Source organism: Pedobacter chitinilyticus (assembly GCF_003313385.1).
Classification (GTDB): domain Bacteria; phylum Bacteroidota; class Bacteroidia; order Sphingobacteriales; family Sphingobacteriaceae; genus Pedobacter; species Pedobacter chitinilyticus.
The window spans coordinates 314,736-334,107 of the sequence record NZ_QMHN01000002.1 but is presented as its reverse complement, the minus strand read 5'-3'; the positions used below and the strand labels follow the sequence as shown (position 1 = coordinate 334,107).

The following is a 19,372-nucleotide window of genomic DNA, read 5'->3' as shown; positions in this document are numbered from 1 at the left end:
ACTATTGCGCATATACGCCCATTTTCATCAATGTAACACCGTCCTCTTCGTAAACAGGTGTGCCAGCTGCTGCCATACGAGTAAGGTATGCTTTCAATCCGTTGGCCCAACCAGAAAAGCGCCTACCATTATTGTCTGTTGTATACCAGTTGGGTGCAACTACTTGGTCTACATCTAAATTGTAATAGGTAATTAACAGTTGAAATTTTAATCTGCTAAAAGTGCCGAAATAACCTACAGTGCTGTTATAATAAGTATTGCCTAGAGTCCAAAAAGGAGGAGGACCAGCAATATCGTCAACCTTTAAGGTCATGCGTGTATGATATCCTGTAGTGGTTACACCATTAGATGTTTTGGTATAAATCAAAAAATCGTTAGTGAAATTGCTATTCGGCTTAAGATCCATATAAAGATAAGCGGCCTGATTTCTTAAGGTTGTTGCCCGTAATAATTTGATTTTAAGGGTATCGGCTACCTTTCCAGCTTTAACAGATAGCGGTTTATTCAAAATCTCGTATTCTGTGCCACTTTTTAAGGTGCTGCTATCGGCAATTGTTAAATCATAAGGTCTATCATGATTTTCTGGCGTACCAATTGCCCTTACAATGAAAGTGACTACGGAATCTACAACAGCAGTTTTTTCATATCCAAAAGAAACCGCTTTAAAATTGTTTAAATCTTTAGCCTCTGCGAAATAGATTGGATTTTTACTAATCGCATTTTCATAGGTGGTAAGTGCTTCTTCTTTGCAGGAAGAAAGGAAGAACATACCTAAACATATGTATGATAAAATATTTTTCATAATTCGTTTTTTTAGTGGTTACCTAGGCGTTGTTTCAGATAGTGGAATAGGGAAGTTATATTTTGCATCGTTCATAGAGATGCTACTATTAGTCCCCCCAGCAATAATGCTTGTAGCATTGGTTCTTTTATAGTAAAAAAACAATTGCCCTTCACCGCAAAATTCTTTGCGATATTCTTTCATTATCGCCGTATTTAATGCGGTAGGAGTGGTAATTGTAGAACCAATGATGTTTCTCTTCGTTTGCAAAAGATTAAGATATGCCGTTGCGGTAGGTAAGTCTGGTTCACACTCAGCAGCAATTAAATACATTTCGCTCATCCTAATCAAAGGCACTGTTCTATAGAAATTAAAGGAAGTATTCACATTGGGTTCGTCATTATATTTAAAAAAGGTGGCATAAGGACGACCATTTACCTTCCAGATATATTGATAGCGATAATCTGTGGTGTTACCTTCAAATACCGTGGTATTGATAAATGTTCCAGTACTGTTAGGCGCAAGTATATTGGCATCAAATAGTCCTGGTGCAAAATTGGCAAGGTAAAGTTCATTTAACTTGGGGTTCTCTACACCAAAGATCATTTCCGTGGCGAAAGTTTTATTTGAAATAGTCGAGTTAAGATCAGTCTGAACCGTCCAAGGGAATTTGGTTTGGTTATCAATCAATACTTTTGCAGCTTTTAGAGCTGTAGTTTTATCGCCTTTCCACAAATTCACCCTAGCTTGAAGTGCTTTTACGGCATAATAGTTCATGTGATAGTTTCTACTGTCTCTGCCATATGAATTAGTTGGTTTACTTACGGTAGTTTGCGTTAAAGCAGGATCTGCTTCGACTAATAAAGTTTCAGCCGTATTTAAATCATCTAATATTTTTTGCATTACAAAATTGGTAGGCTTAAATTCAGAGATCTCATTGGTTGGACTATCATAATAGGGAAGCACTTTCGTTAGAGAATCTCTAGTGTAAGGCTTAGTAAATAACCTCATCAAATCGAAGTAATAAAAAGCTCTTAGCCCATAAGCTTCACCTTTTATTCTTTTTTTCTCCTTTTCGTCGAGTATATTTCCATAGGTATCTATGCTTTTAAAAAACTTGTTAACGTTGAGGATATTGATATAAGCCTCTGACCAAATCCCATCAATGGTGGCCCTGCCACTATTACTATTATAGTCATAAGTTGACATGGTGTAATTTGAGTTTTGAGAATTTACCAGATAATACTGTGCAAGTACGTCAATGGTGGTCATGGTCAATCTTCCGCCATAAGCATTATTTTGTCCATTTTTGATGTAAAACCCATTTAGAACATCATAGAAGCCTTGTGGATTCGAAAAAAGTTGCTCTTCGATAAACTTATTTTCTGGCTTAACATCGAGCCATTTCTTACATCCTGTAATGCATACAGAAATGAGTAATATTAAATAGATATATAATAATTTTGATGCTTTCATATCGGTTTATTTAAAAGTCACTCTAACACTCATCGATACTGATCGGGTATATGGATAATCAATACCTCGTTCTCTTGATACCGTTGAGGCGTAAAACAGATCATTTGAATAGGCATTTAGCGTGAGTGCAGCAATGCTATATTTGTTCAGCCATGACTTGTCTCTAAATTCATACCCAATATTGATTGACTCTCCACTGAAAGAATTCTCTGTTTGGATAAATCTAGAGGAAATAGGTGTGAGCGTGTTTACAGCAATACTTTTGAATTGGGTAATATCACCTGGATTTTTCCACCTTTGATAAAGTGCTCTTTTATCTTGATTAAAACGTAACGCCTCGTAAGAAATGTTTTCAACCTTGTCGTATAATGCACTGTTAAATTGATCTCTGTGCCAGATATACCTGATAAAAGCACCAAACGTAAAGCCTTTATAATTTAAAGTCGTGCTAATTACGCCTTCTGCATTTGGCCTGGATGAACCTACGACTACCTGATCATTGGTATTATAGTCAAAGGTGTACATGCCGTTTTTCTTTACAAATACTTCTTGTCCTGTTGCTGGATCTATCCCTAAGGAAGGTACTGCCCATAGATCGTACGCACTGTAGCCGTCTCTGTATCTGGTTAAGGAATTACTGTTTCTTAATTCAGTGTTTAACGAAGAAAGTTTGTTGCTGAAGTTGTCATATTTCTGAGTAAGCATGCTTCCAGTTAACCCAACTGTCCAAGTAAATTCTCCTGGATTGTATATCGGTGAAAAATTAATGGTAGCCTCCAATCCTTTGGTGGTAGAAGTTCCAGCGTTAAAAGGATAGTTGTCTAATCCTGTGGATGAAGGGAGTGTAATGGCGATAACTAAAGGATCGGTGTGTTTTTGATAAGCATTAAGCTGTAAACTCAGTTTGTTTTTAAACATTTTGGCATCTATGCCCAAACTAATTTGACGTGTAGTTTGCCACTCTAGATTTGGCGCACCCAAAGCTGATAAGTAGACACCCTGTCCCATACTATTAATAGTAGGATAATAGTTGTAAACGGATTGGCTTACATTTCCGAAATTTTGATTGCCATTGATCCCAATATTACCTCGCAGCTTTAGGAGATCTATCCAATTTACTGCTTTCAAGAAGTTTTCTTTGTTCAAATTCCAACTTACTCCCACAGCATAGTAAGGTTTATAGCGCTTGTTTGACCCAAATGCTGTCGTCCCATCAACACTTGCACTTAAGTCAAGGTTGTAGCGGAAATCATACGAATAGTTGAAGGACGCGATCAATGAGTTTCTTCTTACTAATGAATTGGCAGCAATTGGCGTTGATCCAGTGGCAAAACCATAAGCAAAAGCGGGATTACCATTGCTAGCACTAGGAAAGCCCACTGCAGTGTAACCGTTCAAAGACTGATTATTTTGAGCAATCTCGGCTCTTAAATTTCCCGTAAGGATATGTTTTTGCGCAATAGTATTAGTGTAGCCCAAGTTTAAATTGACATTGTACCCTAGCGCAGATTGTTTGAAATAAGTGTAACTGCCACGTAATGTAGGGTCGGTAACTTCATCATAAGCGGTATTAAGCGGCGATATGAATTTGGTTGACTGCGAATCGTTTTTTGTAATCTGTGCATTCAATTGCAGTTTTAAAGAACGTGTAAAATCTGCAACAGCTTGAAAATTATTAGTTAAATTAAAATACGATGTTTTATCAAAACTAGCTAGTGAGGCGTTATAAAAGGGGTTAGGGATCAATTCATTAGCGTTTGCATCAAGACCGTCGGCATATACAGAAGGCGAAATAGTTACCTCAAGATACTTTTGGCTTGCAGGCAACAGTTCGTAATAAGGATTGGTTCTTGCCCAAGTAGCGTAACTTCCGTAAGGGGAAGCCGTTGCGTTTGCACCACTAATGTAGGTCCTGTTTCCAAAATTTAAAATTCCTGATCTATAGGTAAGATTTAAATTAGTGCCCCAATCTTTTCTTTTTTCACCGATCATTGCCGCATTATTATTTTTAATGTTAGCGCCCAAATCATAACGAATAGTATTATCACCTCCAGACACATTAATAGAATGCCTTTGTGAAAAACCAGTTTGTAAAGGCTGACTTAACCAGTAAGTATCTACGCCTCTTAGTACATTTTTTAGGCGATTATTATATACTTCATCTAATGCCAACTGCCTGTTAACGATATTGTTGAATTCCTTGTAGCGACCTGCTAATCTTTCAAATTCCAGTTTTTCAGAAGCGTTCATCATGTTGTACGAAGAAAGGTCTGGCATTTCCATTTGAAGATCTGAAGTATAGCTTACTCTCAATTTTCCAGGTAAGGGTTTCTTTGTTTCAACTACGATTACACCATTGGCAGCCCTTGAACCGTAAATAGCAGTGGACGCAGCATCCTTTAAAATTGAAATTGATGCTACAGTATTCATGTCCAAATCAATAATGTACCTTAACGAGGTTTCAAATCCGTCAAGGATAAATAGTGGTTGGTTAGGGTCAACCGAAAACTGATCTTTAAGAGAAGAAGTGGTGATACTTGTTTGACCTCTCAATTCTATTTTTGGTAAAACGTTGGGATTTGATCCCATTGTGTTATTTTCAATTTGAATAAACGATGGGTCTAGTGTTCTTAGACTTTGGATCACGTTTTGATTACCCAATGCTTTTAACTGTTCACCAGAAAAAGATGCGCTTGCTCCAGTAAAAGATTCCTTTTTACGTTCGAACATCCCCGTAATTACGACATCCTTCATCATTGTTTCTTTTTCTTTAAGCTTAACAGTGAGTGGGAGCTTTTTGTCTTTTAAGACTATTTCCTGCGTTTCATAGCCGATATAAGTTACCGTAAGCGTTTGCTCTTCGGTAGCCGAAATCATAAAGTTACCTTTGGCATCTGTGATGGCAATAGGCGCTGTAGGCATTCCTTTTACTCTTACCGAAGCACCTGGGATAGGTTCGTTTTTTTCATCCACTACCTTTCCAACAATTGTTTTTTGCAAAAGGGCATTGCGTTCTGGCTCACGATTGTATCGTAGTACAATTGCCTTTTGGTCAATTGTATAAGTTAACGGTTGGTCTTTGAAGGTGATCTTCAAAACTTCTTCTACACTCACGTTTTTTACATTGATAGACACTGGTTTGGTGTTTTTCAACATTGTGTTACTGTAGAAAAAATCGTAGCCACTTTGCTTTCTGATTTTTTGTAGAATGCTCTCTAACGAAGCAGATTTTTCCTTGATGGTAATCTGCGCAAAGCTAGCGGCACTACTTTGTAGAATTACCGTTGTTAAGATGATTAGGGTCAGTTTCAATTTTAACAGAATTCTGGCATACAAACGGGCATCACGACCGTTTTTTAATGTCATGTGAAAATTCATACATTTGTTTGTGTTTAGGTGTTGTTAGTTAGTTAAGTCAAATTTTCAAGCGCAGCCTAAATATTTGTCCAGAGGTGTTGCAACCACCGCTGGATTTTTTTTGGCTAAGCAGGTAATAGGGTAAGCTATTGCATTACAGTAATCCTCCTTCCTTCTACTTTAAAGTTTACCATTCCTGTGAGTTCCATTATTTTTAACACTTGTGTGATGTTCTTACTACGTGAAATAGACCCTGTAAATTCTAGATTTGCCAAATGAGATGGATAAGAAACTTCTACATTATACCACCTCGATATTTTTCTCATGATACTGCTGAGGTCTTCATTGTCGAAGATGAAATCATTATTTACCCAATCTATGGCGTTTTCTGCATTGTATTGTGTAATATTTATGCTGCCGCTCATTAATTTTGCTTGTTGATTTGGGCTTAGTATTTTTTGAGTGCCTGATGCAATCACTTTTACGCTGCCTTCTAATAAGGTAGTAGTGGTACTTTGCTCGTCATGATAAGCATTGATATTGAAATGTGTGCCTAATACTTCCACCGTTTGATGCTCTGTAATTACTTTAAATGGTTGGTTGTTTCTGTGCGCTACTTCAAAATATCCTTCGCCGTTAAGTTCTACAATCCGGTCTTTACCTGTAAACTCGGTTGGGTATTTTAGGCTCGATTTAGCGTTTAGCCAAACCACTGTGCCATCGCTTAAGATAACATTATAATAGCCACCTGCTGGGATGCTTAAGGTGTTCCATGCTACGGATTTTGTTTCGCCAGCATTATTGTTATACACAATCTTACCATCAGCCGCTTTTACAATGTTGGTGCCATTGCTATGACTAAGCAATCCATTTTGTACATGGTTTAAGTCAACGGTAGTGCCGTCTGCTAAAGTAAGTACAGCCTTATTTCCTCCTGGTAATATTTGTTCGTGCTTAGCAATGGGCTTATTTAAATTCCAGTGGTTTTTTTGGATAAAATAATAGCCTAATGAAAGCGAGAGTACCGCAACTGCTGCAACAGCAATGCGTTTAATCAATTTAGAAGGGAATAATTGAACTGTTTTAGAGCTGCCAGTTTCATGTACTGGAAGGCTATCCCAAACTTTTTGTTTGGCCATCTCCACTTCTTCAGCGGAAATCTCTGGCACATCAAGGGATTGCGTTAGGTACCAGGTATGTAAGATGGATAATTCCTCTTCAGTACAATTTCCATTTGCATACTTATTTAATAGTTCTTCTGCTTCAGTTCGTTTCATAAATAAAAAGGATTGTTTATCCTCATATTAATACAAGACGAGTAGCGTTAAGGTTGGGGGTAGAAAAAAATAAAAAAATTTAAAGCGATAAGAAAAGCATTGTTCCTAATTTGGTTCTAAGTATTCTTAAGGCATTGTTAACCTGTTTTTTAACGGTTTGTTCAGAGAGGTTAAGCTGAGCGGCAATTTGTTTGTGGCTTAGTGAGTTTTTCCTGCTGAGTTCGAAAATCTCCCGCATTTTATCTGGTAAATCGGCAATACCTTTGTTAATGAGTTCGGTAAGCTGCTTTTCCCTGATTCTATGGTCTGTAACACTATAATTGCTTTCCAAAAAACCTTGGAGCGAATTAATGTATTTGTTTCTAACTTGTTGTCGAGAAAACTGGTCTAATATTTTATTCCTTACCCCAGTATATAAATAACCCATTAAGTTGGTGCTTATATTGAGTTCTCTGCGTTTGTTCCACAGTTGGGCAAAAAGTTCGTGTACCACATCCTGCGCCTCCTGTTTGTCGTTCAGTTTTTGGAAAGCATGTACATATAAAGCATGAAAATACCTGTTGTAGATTACAGTATAAGCAACAGAGTCATCTGTTTTTAATAACTCCGCAAGTTCTACGTCCGAAAACGAGCTGTACGACATTCAATAAAAAATTATATGGATAAGCAATATATCCAGGTAGTTGCAAATAGTTGTTAAGCTGGTCAGTGTGGTTGTTAAACCAAAGTTAACATAAAAGTTGCATTAAAAAATAAAATAATAGTTGGATATTTTAATTGCCATCTAGCAAGCGCTAACAATTTTTTCTTCTAATTTCAATTAATCATTTCTTAATCTTATTTTGGCATAAATGACCAAGGTCAGATTATTTTGATTATAAAGATTTTAAGTTTGTCCGACTAACCCACAAATGGCTACCTAAATGACTGTTCGCTCCAAGCAGCCCGTAAAGACTAATTGGTTTATCTTAAATCCCAAGCTTACCGCGGCGCTTTTTTTTATTTTACTTATTGCTATCATTTCACTGATAGCCCATCAACGCTACCTTATTGTAAAGGAAAACCGTGAGAAAGAAATCAGCGTGATGCTGGAAAGTGTTGAGCTCCGTTTGGAGCAATTGCTAAAAAATAGCCAAAATATTACCTTAACTTTAGCGCTAACGATCAATCAAAATGGCGATCCAAGTAACTTTGAAGAAATTGCTGCCGAAATCATTAAAAGCAATCCTTATTTGCAAGCGGTGCAATTGGTGCCCAAAGGTGTCATTAAATATACTTATCCGTTAAAAGGTAACGAGCAGGCTTTAGACCTCGATTTATTTAAGGTAAATAAGCAAAATGCCATGGCGGCTCAAAAGGCTATTGAGCTTCGTAAAATGTATTATCAAGGACCAATTGATTTGGTGCAAGGGGGAAAGGGAGTAGTTGGACGGTTACCGATATATATTGGCAAGAAGTTTTGGGGTTTTTCGGCGATAGTGATTAAGCTTGATGAACTGCTCAAAGCTGCAGGGATTGATAACAATAGTCAAGAGTTTTATAAGTTCCAATTCTCTAAAGTTAATCCAATTACTAACGAAGAGGAGTTTTTTTTGCCAGGAAACAAAAGCTTTAGCAATAATACTTTTAAAACCAAAACTTTTGAAGAGGGCGATTGGAAAATTTATCTCACGGATGTTAGGGCCGTTTATGCAGACTATCAGTTAGGCTCCTTAGTTATTTTTGGTATCCTGCTGTCTATTTTATCAAGTTTCCTTTTACTTCGATTATTGACCAAGCAGGGACAGTTATATGGTACTCTCGATGAACAAAACGACCTGTTGAGTGCTGCCGAAAGTAAGTACAAAACCATTTTTGATAATGCTGCCATTGGTATTGGAAGGGTAAATTCTATTACGGGCGAGTTTTTAGAAGCGAATGCTTTTTTGTGTGATCTGATAGGCTATTCTAGTAATGAGCTTACCCATAAAAAAATCAAGACCTTAATTCATGGAGAAGATTTAGCTAGTGATGCAAGAGACTTTAAACGCTTATTGAAAAATGAAATTCGCGAGTTTTCATCGGTGCGTAGGTATGTGAATAAAAACGGAGAGGTGATTTGGGCCAATGCGATTGTGAGTCCGTTGTGGAACGAGGGAGAAGCGCCTAGCAACCATATCATTATTGTAGATGACATCACCAAACAGGTGGCTTATGAAGAGCAGATCATTGCCTCACAAAAACATATCGAAGAGTTAATCAATTCTATCGAAGGGATTGTTTGGGAAGCTTCTATCAAAGACAACTTTGCTAATACTTTTGTGAGCAGTAAGGTTTATGATATATTGGGATACACCCAAGAAGAGTGGGCTTCGGAACTTGGTTTTTTTCTTAAAAAGATCTATCATGAAGATATTGAAAGGGTGACACAATATTTGGATAATGAGTTGTTGATCAGGAAACACCATGCTTATGAGTATCGCATTGAAGCCAAAGATGGTTCTATTATTTGGATAAGAGACAGTTTTACCATTGAGCCTAGTTTAGAGAATCCAGAGAAAATAAGGGGAATCATGATGGATATTACTGCTGTTAAAGAAGCGGAAGAAACCCTTCATCAATCTTACGAACTGGTAAACGAGCAAAATAAGCGCTTACTTAATTTTTCTTATATCGTCTCGCACAACTTGCGTTCACATGCCAGCAATATCGATGGAATTACCGCCTTGATTAGTAATGCCGAAACCGATGAAGAACGCAGTGAAATGATTAGCCTTTTGCGCAAGGTAGTGGTGAATTTAAATGATACTTTATACAACCTTAATAACATCGTAAATATCCATACGTCCATTAATATGGTGCGGGAGCCGCTTAATCTGTTGGAATATGTGAACAATGCCATACAAACCCAAGAAGCTCAAATTTTAAGTAAACAAGCCGAAGTGATTAATGAAGTGACTGAAGATGTTTTTGTTTATTTTAATAGGGCTTATCTGGAAAGTGTGCTGCTTAATTTGATTTCCAATGCTTTGCGTTACAGCCATGCGTTACGAAAGCCTGTGATCAAAATTACCTGCGAGCCAAATGGAAGTGGTTATATCCTGAGCATTAGCGATAATGGAGTGGGAATTGACCTCTCTAAAAATGGCGAGAAACTTTTTGGGTTGAACCAAACTTTTCATGGAAATAATGATGCCCGTGGTTTTGGGCTTTTCATTACCAAAAATCAAATAGAGGCCATGGGAGATAAAATAGAAGTAGAGAGCACGTTAGGAGTAGGTACTACCTTCAGGATTTTGTTTGTTTAAGCATCAATCTGTAAACTTACATAGAGAATAAAACAAGGTATTTACAGATCATAAAAATACCCTCTCTGGCTACGCCATCTCTCCCAAGGGGAGAGAGGTTTTGATGTTGCTTTTCTCTCCCTTTGGAAGAGATGCCCAAAGTGCAGAGAGGGTATTCTATTCAACAATTGAACAGTCTAAACGACAGATGTTTTAACTATAAAGCATTGATATAGTCTTGTGTTTGTTTTTCTATGGCTAAAGTAGCCACTTTAATGGTAGAACCAACACGTGTAGTTTTTGGATCTACTGCCATTTTACCAATGGTTGCCAAAGCATCGATGTACCATTTGCCCCAAACTTCAATAATGTGTTTTTCATCTTTTGCCGACTTACCGCTGGCAATTGCTGCTTTGCTCAAATCAAACTCTGTTTTTAAGCGAGCTAAAGCATCTTCCTTAACTTGAGCTACAGTAGCTGAAGCGGTATTTTCATCAGCGCTGATTAAAGTGTAGGCGACCGTTAATGCGCTAATCCCTACATTTTTCATGGTCGTTGCAGATACCTTGTCTAATCTGTCATTATCGGTATGATAAAAGACATCAGTAAAGTGCCACATTAAAAGGCCAGGTATTTTGTTCTGTAAAAAAGGTGTGTGGTCACTTCCGCCTTCAAAAGGATTAAAGTTTACCGTCCAGTTGGCATGCTTGCCCTGCTCTTTGCAAATATCGAATACAAAGTCGTTAAAGTAGTGTGGGAAAAGGTCTTTTTCTTTCACATCGCCAGCGCCCCATTCAGAGTGTTTGTCATTTCCTCGGGTCCAAATGGCCGACGGATCTGGCATTTTTTCTAGTAGAAAAGTTCCGCCTGTTTTCTCGGTATCTTCGCCAACCATGTCTAAGCTCATCCCCCATAAAATACCTTTGGCGCGGATGCTGTCTTCCACAATATATCTCCTTGTCGAAGTAATTTCATCGCCCCATAAAAAGGTCAACGTACGTTGAGGTTTTAATTTGCCCCCTTTTACCAATTGAGCTGTTAATCGGGCCATTTCGGTCAAAGTACCTACACCCGAAGCATTGTCGTTAGCGCCTGGTTCTTGTACGTGAGCGCTATAAACAAAACGTTCGTTAGGTTTTAAGGTGCCTTTTACATTGGCTACAATGGTGAGTTCTTCTGCAGCATAGCTTTTGGTAGTAATATTCACTTTTAATTCGACTTTGCCTTTTTCGCAAGCCGCTTTTAATCTTTCTTTTGAGGCATAAGATAGGAACAGTGCCCAAATGCCTGCATTAGGCTGCATACCGCTAAATTGGATAGAGGTAGTGTGTTTGGTAGGTTGGTTGTAGGCTGGTAATGAAAAGCCAATGGCACCAACGGCACCGGCTTTAGCTGCCAAGCCAATTAATCGTTGTGTAGAGATATCGCCAAACACAATTTTTCCCTTAAGGTCCTTGTCTTGTAAATCTTCTTTGGTTGCTTTATTTACATACACCACTTCGGCAGTAACACCACCTTCAGGTGTAGAAGGGCAGTAGATAGGAATCATGTTCCTATTGGTTTTGAAAGATTGGAGAGGGGTACTTTCACCTACAATACTGATGTTGGCATCTACAGGTTCCCAAGCATCACGTTTCATCGGTCTTTTTTCGATACGATAGGTAAGTGGTGCTTCAAATTCATTCTGCTTCTGTTTTACATAGCCTGCTTTTTTAAGGGTTTCTTCTACTTTATAAATACTTTCATCGAAACCTTTATTGCCAGGGAGACGGAAAAACTGTTCTACAAATGCCGTGGTAGCATAGGCGTTTTTCTCATTAAAACCAGCTCTGGTGAGCTTAAAATATTCGGCTTTTTGACTTTGGGCACTGGCGCTGATGGTGAATGCTGCCAATACAATAGTGAGTAGTTTTTGCATGTTGATTTTCTAACGCCTAAAAGTAGTAAAAAAAATGCGAGGGATGATGTGTCGAAATCAGCTAGCGAACGGGTTCTCTCAAAATGGTTTTTAATTTATCGGGTGCTGTTTTGTTAAAGTCTGATAGATAGATTTCATGGTGGTGTCCATTTTTAGAGAATCCTTTTTCCTTCATCAATTGAGCCATCACGGCCAAGGTTTCGGGCTCCTTGGCAAAGGGACCAAGGTGTAACATCTGCACTGATTTTCCTTCTGCCATTTGGAAAAGTTCCAGTTCCTTAATGAGTGGCCACTTTTTTTTGACGAAGGCTGTATCCTTAGCTTTGGCTACTTCCTGATTGTTCACATATTCAGGCATCCTAATCAATAGGCGATATTCCCACTCGCTTCTTTCGATTTTTTGAGGTGCTTCGTCCATAGTTATTCCTGCGAACTTACTTTCATCAAACCACCATAAAGCTTCCAATTTTGAAACCACGAAATCTTTATTGGCCAATTTGTACATGAATTTGAGCGTATAGGCAGTGGCGTATAAGGCTTGTATTTTCTCCAAGAAAGCTTGTCCAGAAGGATCGCCTTTTCCAGTTAATGAAAGAAATTGTGCAGGCTCAATCTCTACAATTTGCGGACTTTTTTGAGCAGTGAAATAAGTTTTGTACTTTTTGCTTAAATCTAGTTTTTCCATGTTGTGATCAATTTTCCAACAAAGTAGCAGGACTAGACTGACAGCCTTATGGCAGCGTGATTTATGGGATGGAATTATTGAAGATTACCTGCAGCCCGTTCTTTTCTCAATAAGCTATCGATATCAACATTAGGTTGGCTTAACAAGATAATTTGTGTGCCGTTCTCCCTCGCAAATTGATTGTTAATTTTATCTACAACCATCACACTTCGGAAAAGACGATGATCCCTCTCAAAATCGGTATTTGAAGCAGTTTTAATTCTGATGACTGTTTCAATATCTCTATCTAAATTCAACCACTTCACATAATCAGGAATAAAGGCATCCGCTTTTAGCGCTTTGTATTTGGTGTAGTAGTTAATGGCACCAGCTTGTCCGTAGTTATCGCATAAAATGAAAACGCTATTTTTGTTGGGCAATTTTTCATAAATAGAATCTACTTTTGAGGCCAGTTCTTTCCAGCCTAACATATCTGCAAAGTCTTGTGAAATGGGATATTTTTTACCATCTTCCCAAGTATGCTCGCTAAAAGGAAGTTTTTGTTTAGCGGCTTCTACGTATTTCTCTGGGCTAAAAATAGGCATGAAAATTTTCACCATCACATAAAAGAAAAACAGCATGATGGCGAACAGTAGATATCGTAAGTAAAATTTCCATCCGCTTAACAATAATTGTGATAAATAAATAGCTCCAAAAGCAAAAAGGATAGGATATAGGCCAATAGCATAATAGGCCTTTGCTTTTAAAAAGATGAAAATTGCTAAGGTAAACACGAAAGCCCAAAAGAATAATCGATAGGGTTTAAAGGCTGGAAAAGCAAAGAAGGAAATAAATGCTGCAATTAAAATTGGAAGCGAACCTATGAAATAGAAGAACTGTTCTTTAACAAAGCTCATCCTTTTTACATGCACTAATTGCGTTTCGGCCAGTTCTTTCATGTGCGAAAAAACAGGGAAATCATTTTGATACTGCCAAACTAGATTAGGGGCAATTAGTACAAAGGCAAGTATCCCCGCATAGTAGAAATGTGGGTTGGCAAATAAACGTCGTTGACTGGTTAAAGGCAATGCTAGCAACACGCCGAATGCACAAAATGTAATATTGTACTTGTTCAAAAAGCCAAGTGCAAAACTCACTGCCATCCAATACAGCCACTTTTGATGGTTGGTTTGTATAAATCGGATAAGGGTAAAATAAATCAGTGTCCAGCTCAGAATATCCAGCGAATTGGGTTGATATAAGATATTGATTCGCACCAAAACCGATAGTAAAAGAGTGGTAGCCGTTAAAATGCAAGCAAACAAACTACCTTTGAGACTTTCTACTGTTTTCCAGACCACTACAATGGTTAAGGCTCCAAAAAGTGCAGGAAAGAACTTTACCCAAAAAACACCATTTCCCAATTGCAAAATAATCCACGAAATGACAGAGGTAATGGGCGGAACGGAATGGAAACCCCAAGCAAGGTGCTGCGCTTGATCCAAGTGGAGATATTCGTCTCTTTGTAGATCATACACTGAATTAACCACCAAATATTGCAGGACTATTTTAACACCAACAAATAAGAACAGGATGAGTTTACTGTTTTGTTTAGCGGTTGATTTGTCCATCAGGGTTTGTTTAGGTGGTTGATGATTAGAAACGGTAAGTTTTACATTGTTACACGAAAGAATTTTTACCCGTTAAAAGTAAGGCACAAAGAAATGAACCCTTGTGCCTTGTTTGCTTATTTTTTGATTGGTGCTCTTTTGTTGAGTTCTTCCACTGGCATATTCATCATACGGCCAATAGGTTTTTTACCTCGATAGGTAATTACCCTTAAAGTGTTCGCATCAATAGGAACCACCAGAGGTTCGGTGTATTTTGGATAAAACTGATCAGGGAAAGAATTATCAAAACTATAATAGATATCCAAATCCTCTACTTCGGTACTTAACGTTACCAAAAGCTTTCCATCTGCTGTCCGTTTTACATTAAAAATAGGATCGTAAACACTAGGGGCATATTTGGTTTCGGCAATGTCCAAACGTCCAAAATGCTGCTCGGTACGGCTAAAGAAATTTTTCCAGTTTTTCTTTTCCTTCGGGCTCCACACGCTTTCTGCCAATGCAAAACCTCGTGGCCAAGTCATGTACTCCGCCTGGCGAATATTGTATACTTGTTCTGTCCATAAATTGCCCTGTCCACCTTTAATGTATTTTGGGTCGACACCTTCTGGAACTGGATCAAACTCGTATGTTCTGCTTAATCTTAAACCTTTGTAAACTTTGGGTTCAGTAATTTCATCGGCCTGCATGTAATCTAAGTAAGCATATTGTGTAGGGCTCATCACCACTTCGTGCTTGTTCTTTGCAGCTTCTACTCCATATTTCATATCTCTCCAGCTCATTACCGCGGTACTTTGCGATACACCACCTTCTAATACTTCGTCCCAAGCCATAAAACGTTTACCATGTTTGGCTACAATTTTCTCTAACCTGCGCTCAAAATAACCCTGTACTTGTGCCATGGTTTTAAGGTTTTCGCGTTTCATTAGTTCAGCAATCTGAGGGTTTTTCTCCCAGTAATTATGAGGGGCTTCATCGCCACCCATGTGCATGTATTCGAATGGGAAAATTTTAGCTACTTGAGCTACTACAGTATCTAAGAACTCATAAACCTTTTCATTGGCTGGACAAAGGGTATTATCAACCATCGCCAATGGCGGAGCACCACGGCTCCAGTCCATAATGCGTTCGCCGCTGCGTACTTTGTAGTTTACGGCTTCGGGCGTGCATGAAAGTTCTGGATAAGAAGCAATGGCCGCTAAGCTGTGTCCTGGAACATCCACTTCTGGTAAAATGTTCACAAATCTGTCTTTAGCATAAGCAACCAGTTCTTTAAGGTCTTCTTGAGTATAGAAACCTCCGTAGTTGCGGGGTTCATCAGGTTTTGGTGGAATGAAATTTCCAAAAGTACCCACACGTTTTACGTTCCAAGCACCTACTTCGGTAAGTTTTGGATAGCCTTTAATTTCTATTCTCCAACCTTCATCATCGGTTAAGTGAAGGTGCAAAATGTTGTATTTGTAGCGAACCATGGCATCAATGTATTGCTTCACTTCTTCTTTGGTGAAAAAGTGTCTAGCTACATCAAACATCAATCCTCTCCAGCCCAAACGAGGGTAGTCGGTGATGTTGATACAAGGGATTTGCCATTTAATATCTTTTACTTCTTCCTTGCTTTCTATTTCTTTTGGTAAAAGTTGCATTAAGGTTTGTACACCGTAAAAAATACCAGCAGGTTTGTTGGCCGTGATGGTAATTTGTTGAGGAGTAACTTGTAAATGGTAACCTTCGGAACCAATCAAGGCATCATTTCTATCGGTAAGTACTAATTTGATATTCGCTGAAGTGCTTGCTGCTGCGGTAGAGCTTACAAAATATCCGGTAGGAATTCCTAATCGTTCCTGTAAAAAGGTGATAGATTGTTTGAGTTCTGTAGATTTAGGAGCGTGTATCAGGATGCTTTGAGGTAAAATAAAATGACCTTCTTGCTTAATAACGGTTACGGGCTCTGGAATAATGGCAATTTCGCTGTGGGCATGGTTAGCGGTTGGGTTAAATACCATGCCATCAGTAGCTATCACCGTGCTTTGTGCAATGGCACTTAGCGAAACGGATAACAGCATTGACGATAGTAATAATTTCATTTTGGATTGGTTTGCGTGAAATGGCAATTTATTAAAAAAGGGGCAGCTGGGCAATAGATATTAAAAAAAATTAAAAACAATTGTTTAAACCACCTAAGACATCTAAGTACATTTTAGTTGGGTCTATATTCTTAAATGAACTAAGGTGTCTAAGGTGTTAATTTTAATCATCTAAGACATTTAAGTTTTGAACCATTAAGGAATTAAGGGACATTAAGTTTTATTTTATAGTCCTACATCTTAATTATCTTAACTTCTTAATGTTTTATTCATTTGCCATCTAAGACATTTAAGAACGTTTTAGTTGCGTATAACCCAATTTAGATGAACTAAGGTGTCTAAGGTGGTTTCTAATTACTTTAATGCATCCAGTACCTGAAACAATTTTCTACTAATTCCTGAGCCGCTATAGTTATTGATATTGATGACCGCAATGTACTTGTTGCCATTTTTAGCAGTATAATATCCCGCATAAGCCGTCACGTCGTTAATGTTGCCACTTTTAATTGTCATTCCGTTATACTCTGGGAAGGAAGCAAGGTAATCATTAAACCATGGTTCTTTTTGGGCCTGAAATAAGATGGAAGCCATAGCCATGGTTGTTACTCTATCACCTGGAGAAAGACCACTGCCATCAATCATATTCAAGGCATTTTTGTCGATTCCTCGACCAGACCAAAAATCAATGACTGCTTTGGCGCCATTTCTGGTACTGGCTTCTTTTCCTTGTTTGAAAGCGATGGTTTTTAGTAGCTGCTCGCCATACAGGTTGATGCTTTTTTTCTGGAACCAATACACCATTTGGCTTAAAGTAGGAGAGAAGATGTTCAATAAAGGTTTTTGTTCGGTAGTAATTGTTTTATTCTCCAGTGCTAACAAACGAGTAGAGCTTGCTTGGCTGCTACATGGAATATTTAAGCGTTTGAGCGTGTCTTGTAAACGATAGGCAGCATCAAAAGCGGCATCAGGTAAGGAAAGCGAAATACCTGTTTTCTTAATACCCATTCCCCAAGTACCACGCAGGTAACCGATATTGGTGTAAGGAGCCAAAAAGCCATAAGCATTATCGCCTGTACCACTAGCCCCAGTTTTAAGCTCGTTTACCAATTGAATGTATGGCGTTTGTGGAACCGTTTTTAAGATTTCTACACTGCTTCCCGTACTTGTGCCAGGTTTTAAGTGGACATCAAACTGGTTTTCACGCCAACAAATAGCTGCCCCACCAGCACCGTAATAGTTACCGATGTCCTGCCAAATCCAGCCTGTAGGAATCGTAGAGGTACCAAAAGCACTGTCATCACTAATGACACTTCCTTCGATTTTTTTAATGCCTGCGGCTCTAATGGCAGTTACCCATTGGTTAAGGATGTTATTTTCTTTAGTCTGTTCGTAACGCCACGAACCCAATGTTGGATCACCAGAACCTGTGATAATGATATTACCTTGCAGTGTACCGTCAGCATTAATAGTTCCTGTGTAAGAAAGTTTGGTCTCGTAGCGGAAATCTTTTCCTAAAGTATAAAAGGCTGTGGCCGATGTGATGGTTTTTAAGGTGGAAGCTGTAGCCAAACCTACATTCTCTTTATCCGCAAAAACTATTTTTCCCGTATTCGCGTCCAATACGCAAAGCGATGTAATGGCGTATTTGGCCTGTTCATCATTCACTAAAACTTGATATGCTTTTTCTAATTTTTGTGTAGTAGTTTGGGCAAAGCTGATGCTGTAAGCGCTAAATAGTAAGAAAGAACATGCTTTTAAAAATCTCATCGGGCTAATATTGTATTTAGGCTAAAATAGTGGATTTATTTCGGAATAGAAGCGTGTTTAAATGAAAAAAGTGATGCTGTTCACATCACTTTTCCTATTATTTTAGTTGAATTATACAATCTTGTTGTCAACCAAATACTCTGCAATTTGTACTGCATTGGTTGCAGCACCTTTACGCAAGTTATCCGCAACAATCCACATGTTTAACGCTTTTGGATGCGATTCATCTCTACGTAAACGACCTACAAATACCTCATCTTTTTCATGAGCATCTTTTGGCATTGGATATTTCAAATTAGCTACATCATCAACTACAATTAAGCCTGGAGCTTCCTCTAGGATACGACGTACATCCGCTAAGTCAAAATCGTTTTCAAACTCAACGTTTACCGATTCAGAGTGACCACCCATTACTGGAATACGAACCGTGGTCGCAGTAACTTTGATGTTGTCATCACCCATGATTTTATTGGTTTCTTTCACCATTTTCATTTCTTCTTTGGTGTAACCATTATCAGTGAAAACATCGATATGTGGCAATACGTTCAAATCAATTTCGTACGGATAGGCTTTTGGTCCATCAATACCTTTACGTTCGTTCATCAATTGGTCAACCGCTTTAACACCAGTTCCTGTTACCGATTGGTAAGTAGAAACTACCACACGTTTGATTTTGTATTTTTCATGCAAAGGCTGTAATGCTACGACCATTTGGATCGTAGAGCAGTTAGGATTAGCAATGATTTTGTCTTCTTTGGTTAAAACTTTGGCATTTACTTCAGGTACCACTAACTTTTTGGTTGGGTCCATTCTCCATGCCGAAGAATTGTCGATTACGGTGGTTCCAACTTCCGCAAATCGAGGAGCATCCGCTAATGAAGTGCTTCCGCCAGCCGAAAACAATGCGATATCTGGACGTAAGCTAATAGCAGTGTCCATGCTAACAATTGGATATTCCTTACCCTTAAACTTAATTAACTTACCAACGCTCTTCTCAGATGCTACTGGGATTAATTCGGTCAACGGGAAATTTCTTTCTTCCAATACTTTTAACATAACAGTACCTACCAATCCGGTGGCACCTACAACTGCAACTTTCATTTTTTTCTTGATTATTTGTATTATATTTAAAATTAAAAATGTTCAATTCCCAA

The 19,372-nt window shown here is 38.3% G+C and carries 12 protein-coding genes; 1 reads left to right on the top strand and 11 read right to left on the bottom strand.

Features of this window, described 5'->3' with window-relative positions; all coding sequences use genetic code 11:
- Window position 1 precedes the first annotated feature (1 nt).
- From DUT70_RS08255 to DUT70_RS08235, 5 genes are all read right to left on the bottom strand, one after another.
- Complete coding sequence (locus DUT70_RS08255; RefSeq protein ID WP_113646854.1) at window positions 2-802, bottom strand: DUF4843 domain-containing protein; 801 nt, start codon at window positions 800-802, stop codon at window positions 2-4.
- An 18-nt stretch (window positions 803-820) separates the two neighbouring features.
- Entirely contained in the window at window positions 821-2,257 is a 1,437-nt protein-coding gene (locus DUT70_RS08250) for a RagB/SusD family nutrient uptake outer membrane protein (RefSeq protein WP_113646853.1), read from the bottom strand.
- Between the two features lie 6 nt (window positions 2,258-2,263).
- Window positions 2,264-5,623: a SusC/RagA family TonB-linked outer membrane protein gene (locus tag DUT70_RS08245; RefSeq protein ID WP_205529765.1), complete on the bottom strand. Its 3,360-nt coding sequence runs from the start codon at window positions 5,621-5,623 to the stop codon at window positions 2,264-2,266.
- Window positions 5,624-5,760: 137 nt separating this feature from the next.
- A complete protein-coding gene (locus DUT70_RS08240) occupies window positions 5,761-6,891 on the bottom strand; it encodes a FecR family protein (RefSeq protein WP_113646851.1) in 1,131 nt (376 codons plus the stop codon).
- A 79-nt stretch (window positions 6,892-6,970) separates the two neighbouring features.
- Window positions 6,971-7,534, bottom strand: coding sequence for an RNA polymerase sigma factor (locus tag DUT70_RS08235; RefSeq protein WP_113646850.1), 564 nt, complete (start codon window positions 7,532-7,534; stop codon window positions 6,971-6,973).
- Window positions 7,535-7,814: 280 nt separating this feature from the next.
- On the opposite strand from DUT70_RS08235, the gene DUT70_RS08230 reads away from it, so the two are divergent.
- Window positions 7,815-10,178 (top strand): PAS domain S-box protein, encoded by a 2,364-nt coding sequence (locus DUT70_RS08230; protein ID WP_113646849.1) that lies wholly within the window; start codon window positions 7,815-7,817, stop codon window positions 10,176-10,178.
- Window positions 10,179-10,374: 196 nt separating this feature from the next.
- Here DUT70_RS08230 and DUT70_RS08225 read toward each other — a convergent pair whose 3' ends face one another.
- The 6 genes from DUT70_RS08225 to DUT70_RS08200 form a co-directional block, all read right to left on the bottom strand.
- Window positions 10,375-12,075 carry a M28 family peptidase gene (locus DUT70_RS08225; protein ID WP_113646848.1) on the bottom strand — a complete coding sequence of 567 codons (1,701 nt, stop codon included), beginning with the start codon at window positions 12,073-12,075 and terminating at the stop codon, window positions 10,375-10,377.
- Window positions 12,076-12,136: 61 nt separating this feature from the next.
- On the bottom strand, window positions 12,137-12,760 hold the full coding sequence (locus DUT70_RS08220) for a GyrI-like domain-containing protein (protein ID WP_113646847.1): 624 nt from the start codon (window positions 12,758-12,760) through the stop codon (window positions 12,137-12,139).
- 74 nt (window positions 12,761-12,834) lie between these two features.
- Window positions 12,835-14,370: a glycosyltransferase family 39 protein gene (locus DUT70_RS08215; protein WP_113646846.1), complete on the bottom strand. Its 1,536-nt coding sequence runs from the start codon at window positions 14,368-14,370 to the stop codon at window positions 12,835-12,837.
- 116 nt (window positions 14,371-14,486) lie between these two features.
- Window positions 14,487-16,451: a beta-N-acetylhexosaminidase gene (locus DUT70_RS08210; RefSeq protein ID WP_113646845.1), complete on the bottom strand. Its 1,965-nt coding sequence runs from the start codon at window positions 16,449-16,451 to the stop codon at window positions 14,487-14,489.
- A gap of 354 nt (window positions 16,452-16,805) precedes the next feature.
- A complete protein-coding gene (dacB, locus tag DUT70_RS08205; RefSeq protein WP_113646844.1) occupies window positions 16,806-18,218 on the bottom strand; it encodes a D-alanyl-D-alanine carboxypeptidase/D-alanyl-D-alanine endopeptidase in 1,413 nt (470 codons plus the stop codon).
- 111 nt (window positions 18,219-18,329) lie between these two features.
- Complete coding sequence (locus DUT70_RS08200; protein WP_113646843.1) at window positions 18,330-19,319, bottom strand: aspartate-semialdehyde dehydrogenase; 990 nt, start codon at window positions 19,317-19,319, stop codon at window positions 18,330-18,332.
- Between the last annotated feature and the right edge of the window lie 53 nt (window positions 19,320-19,372).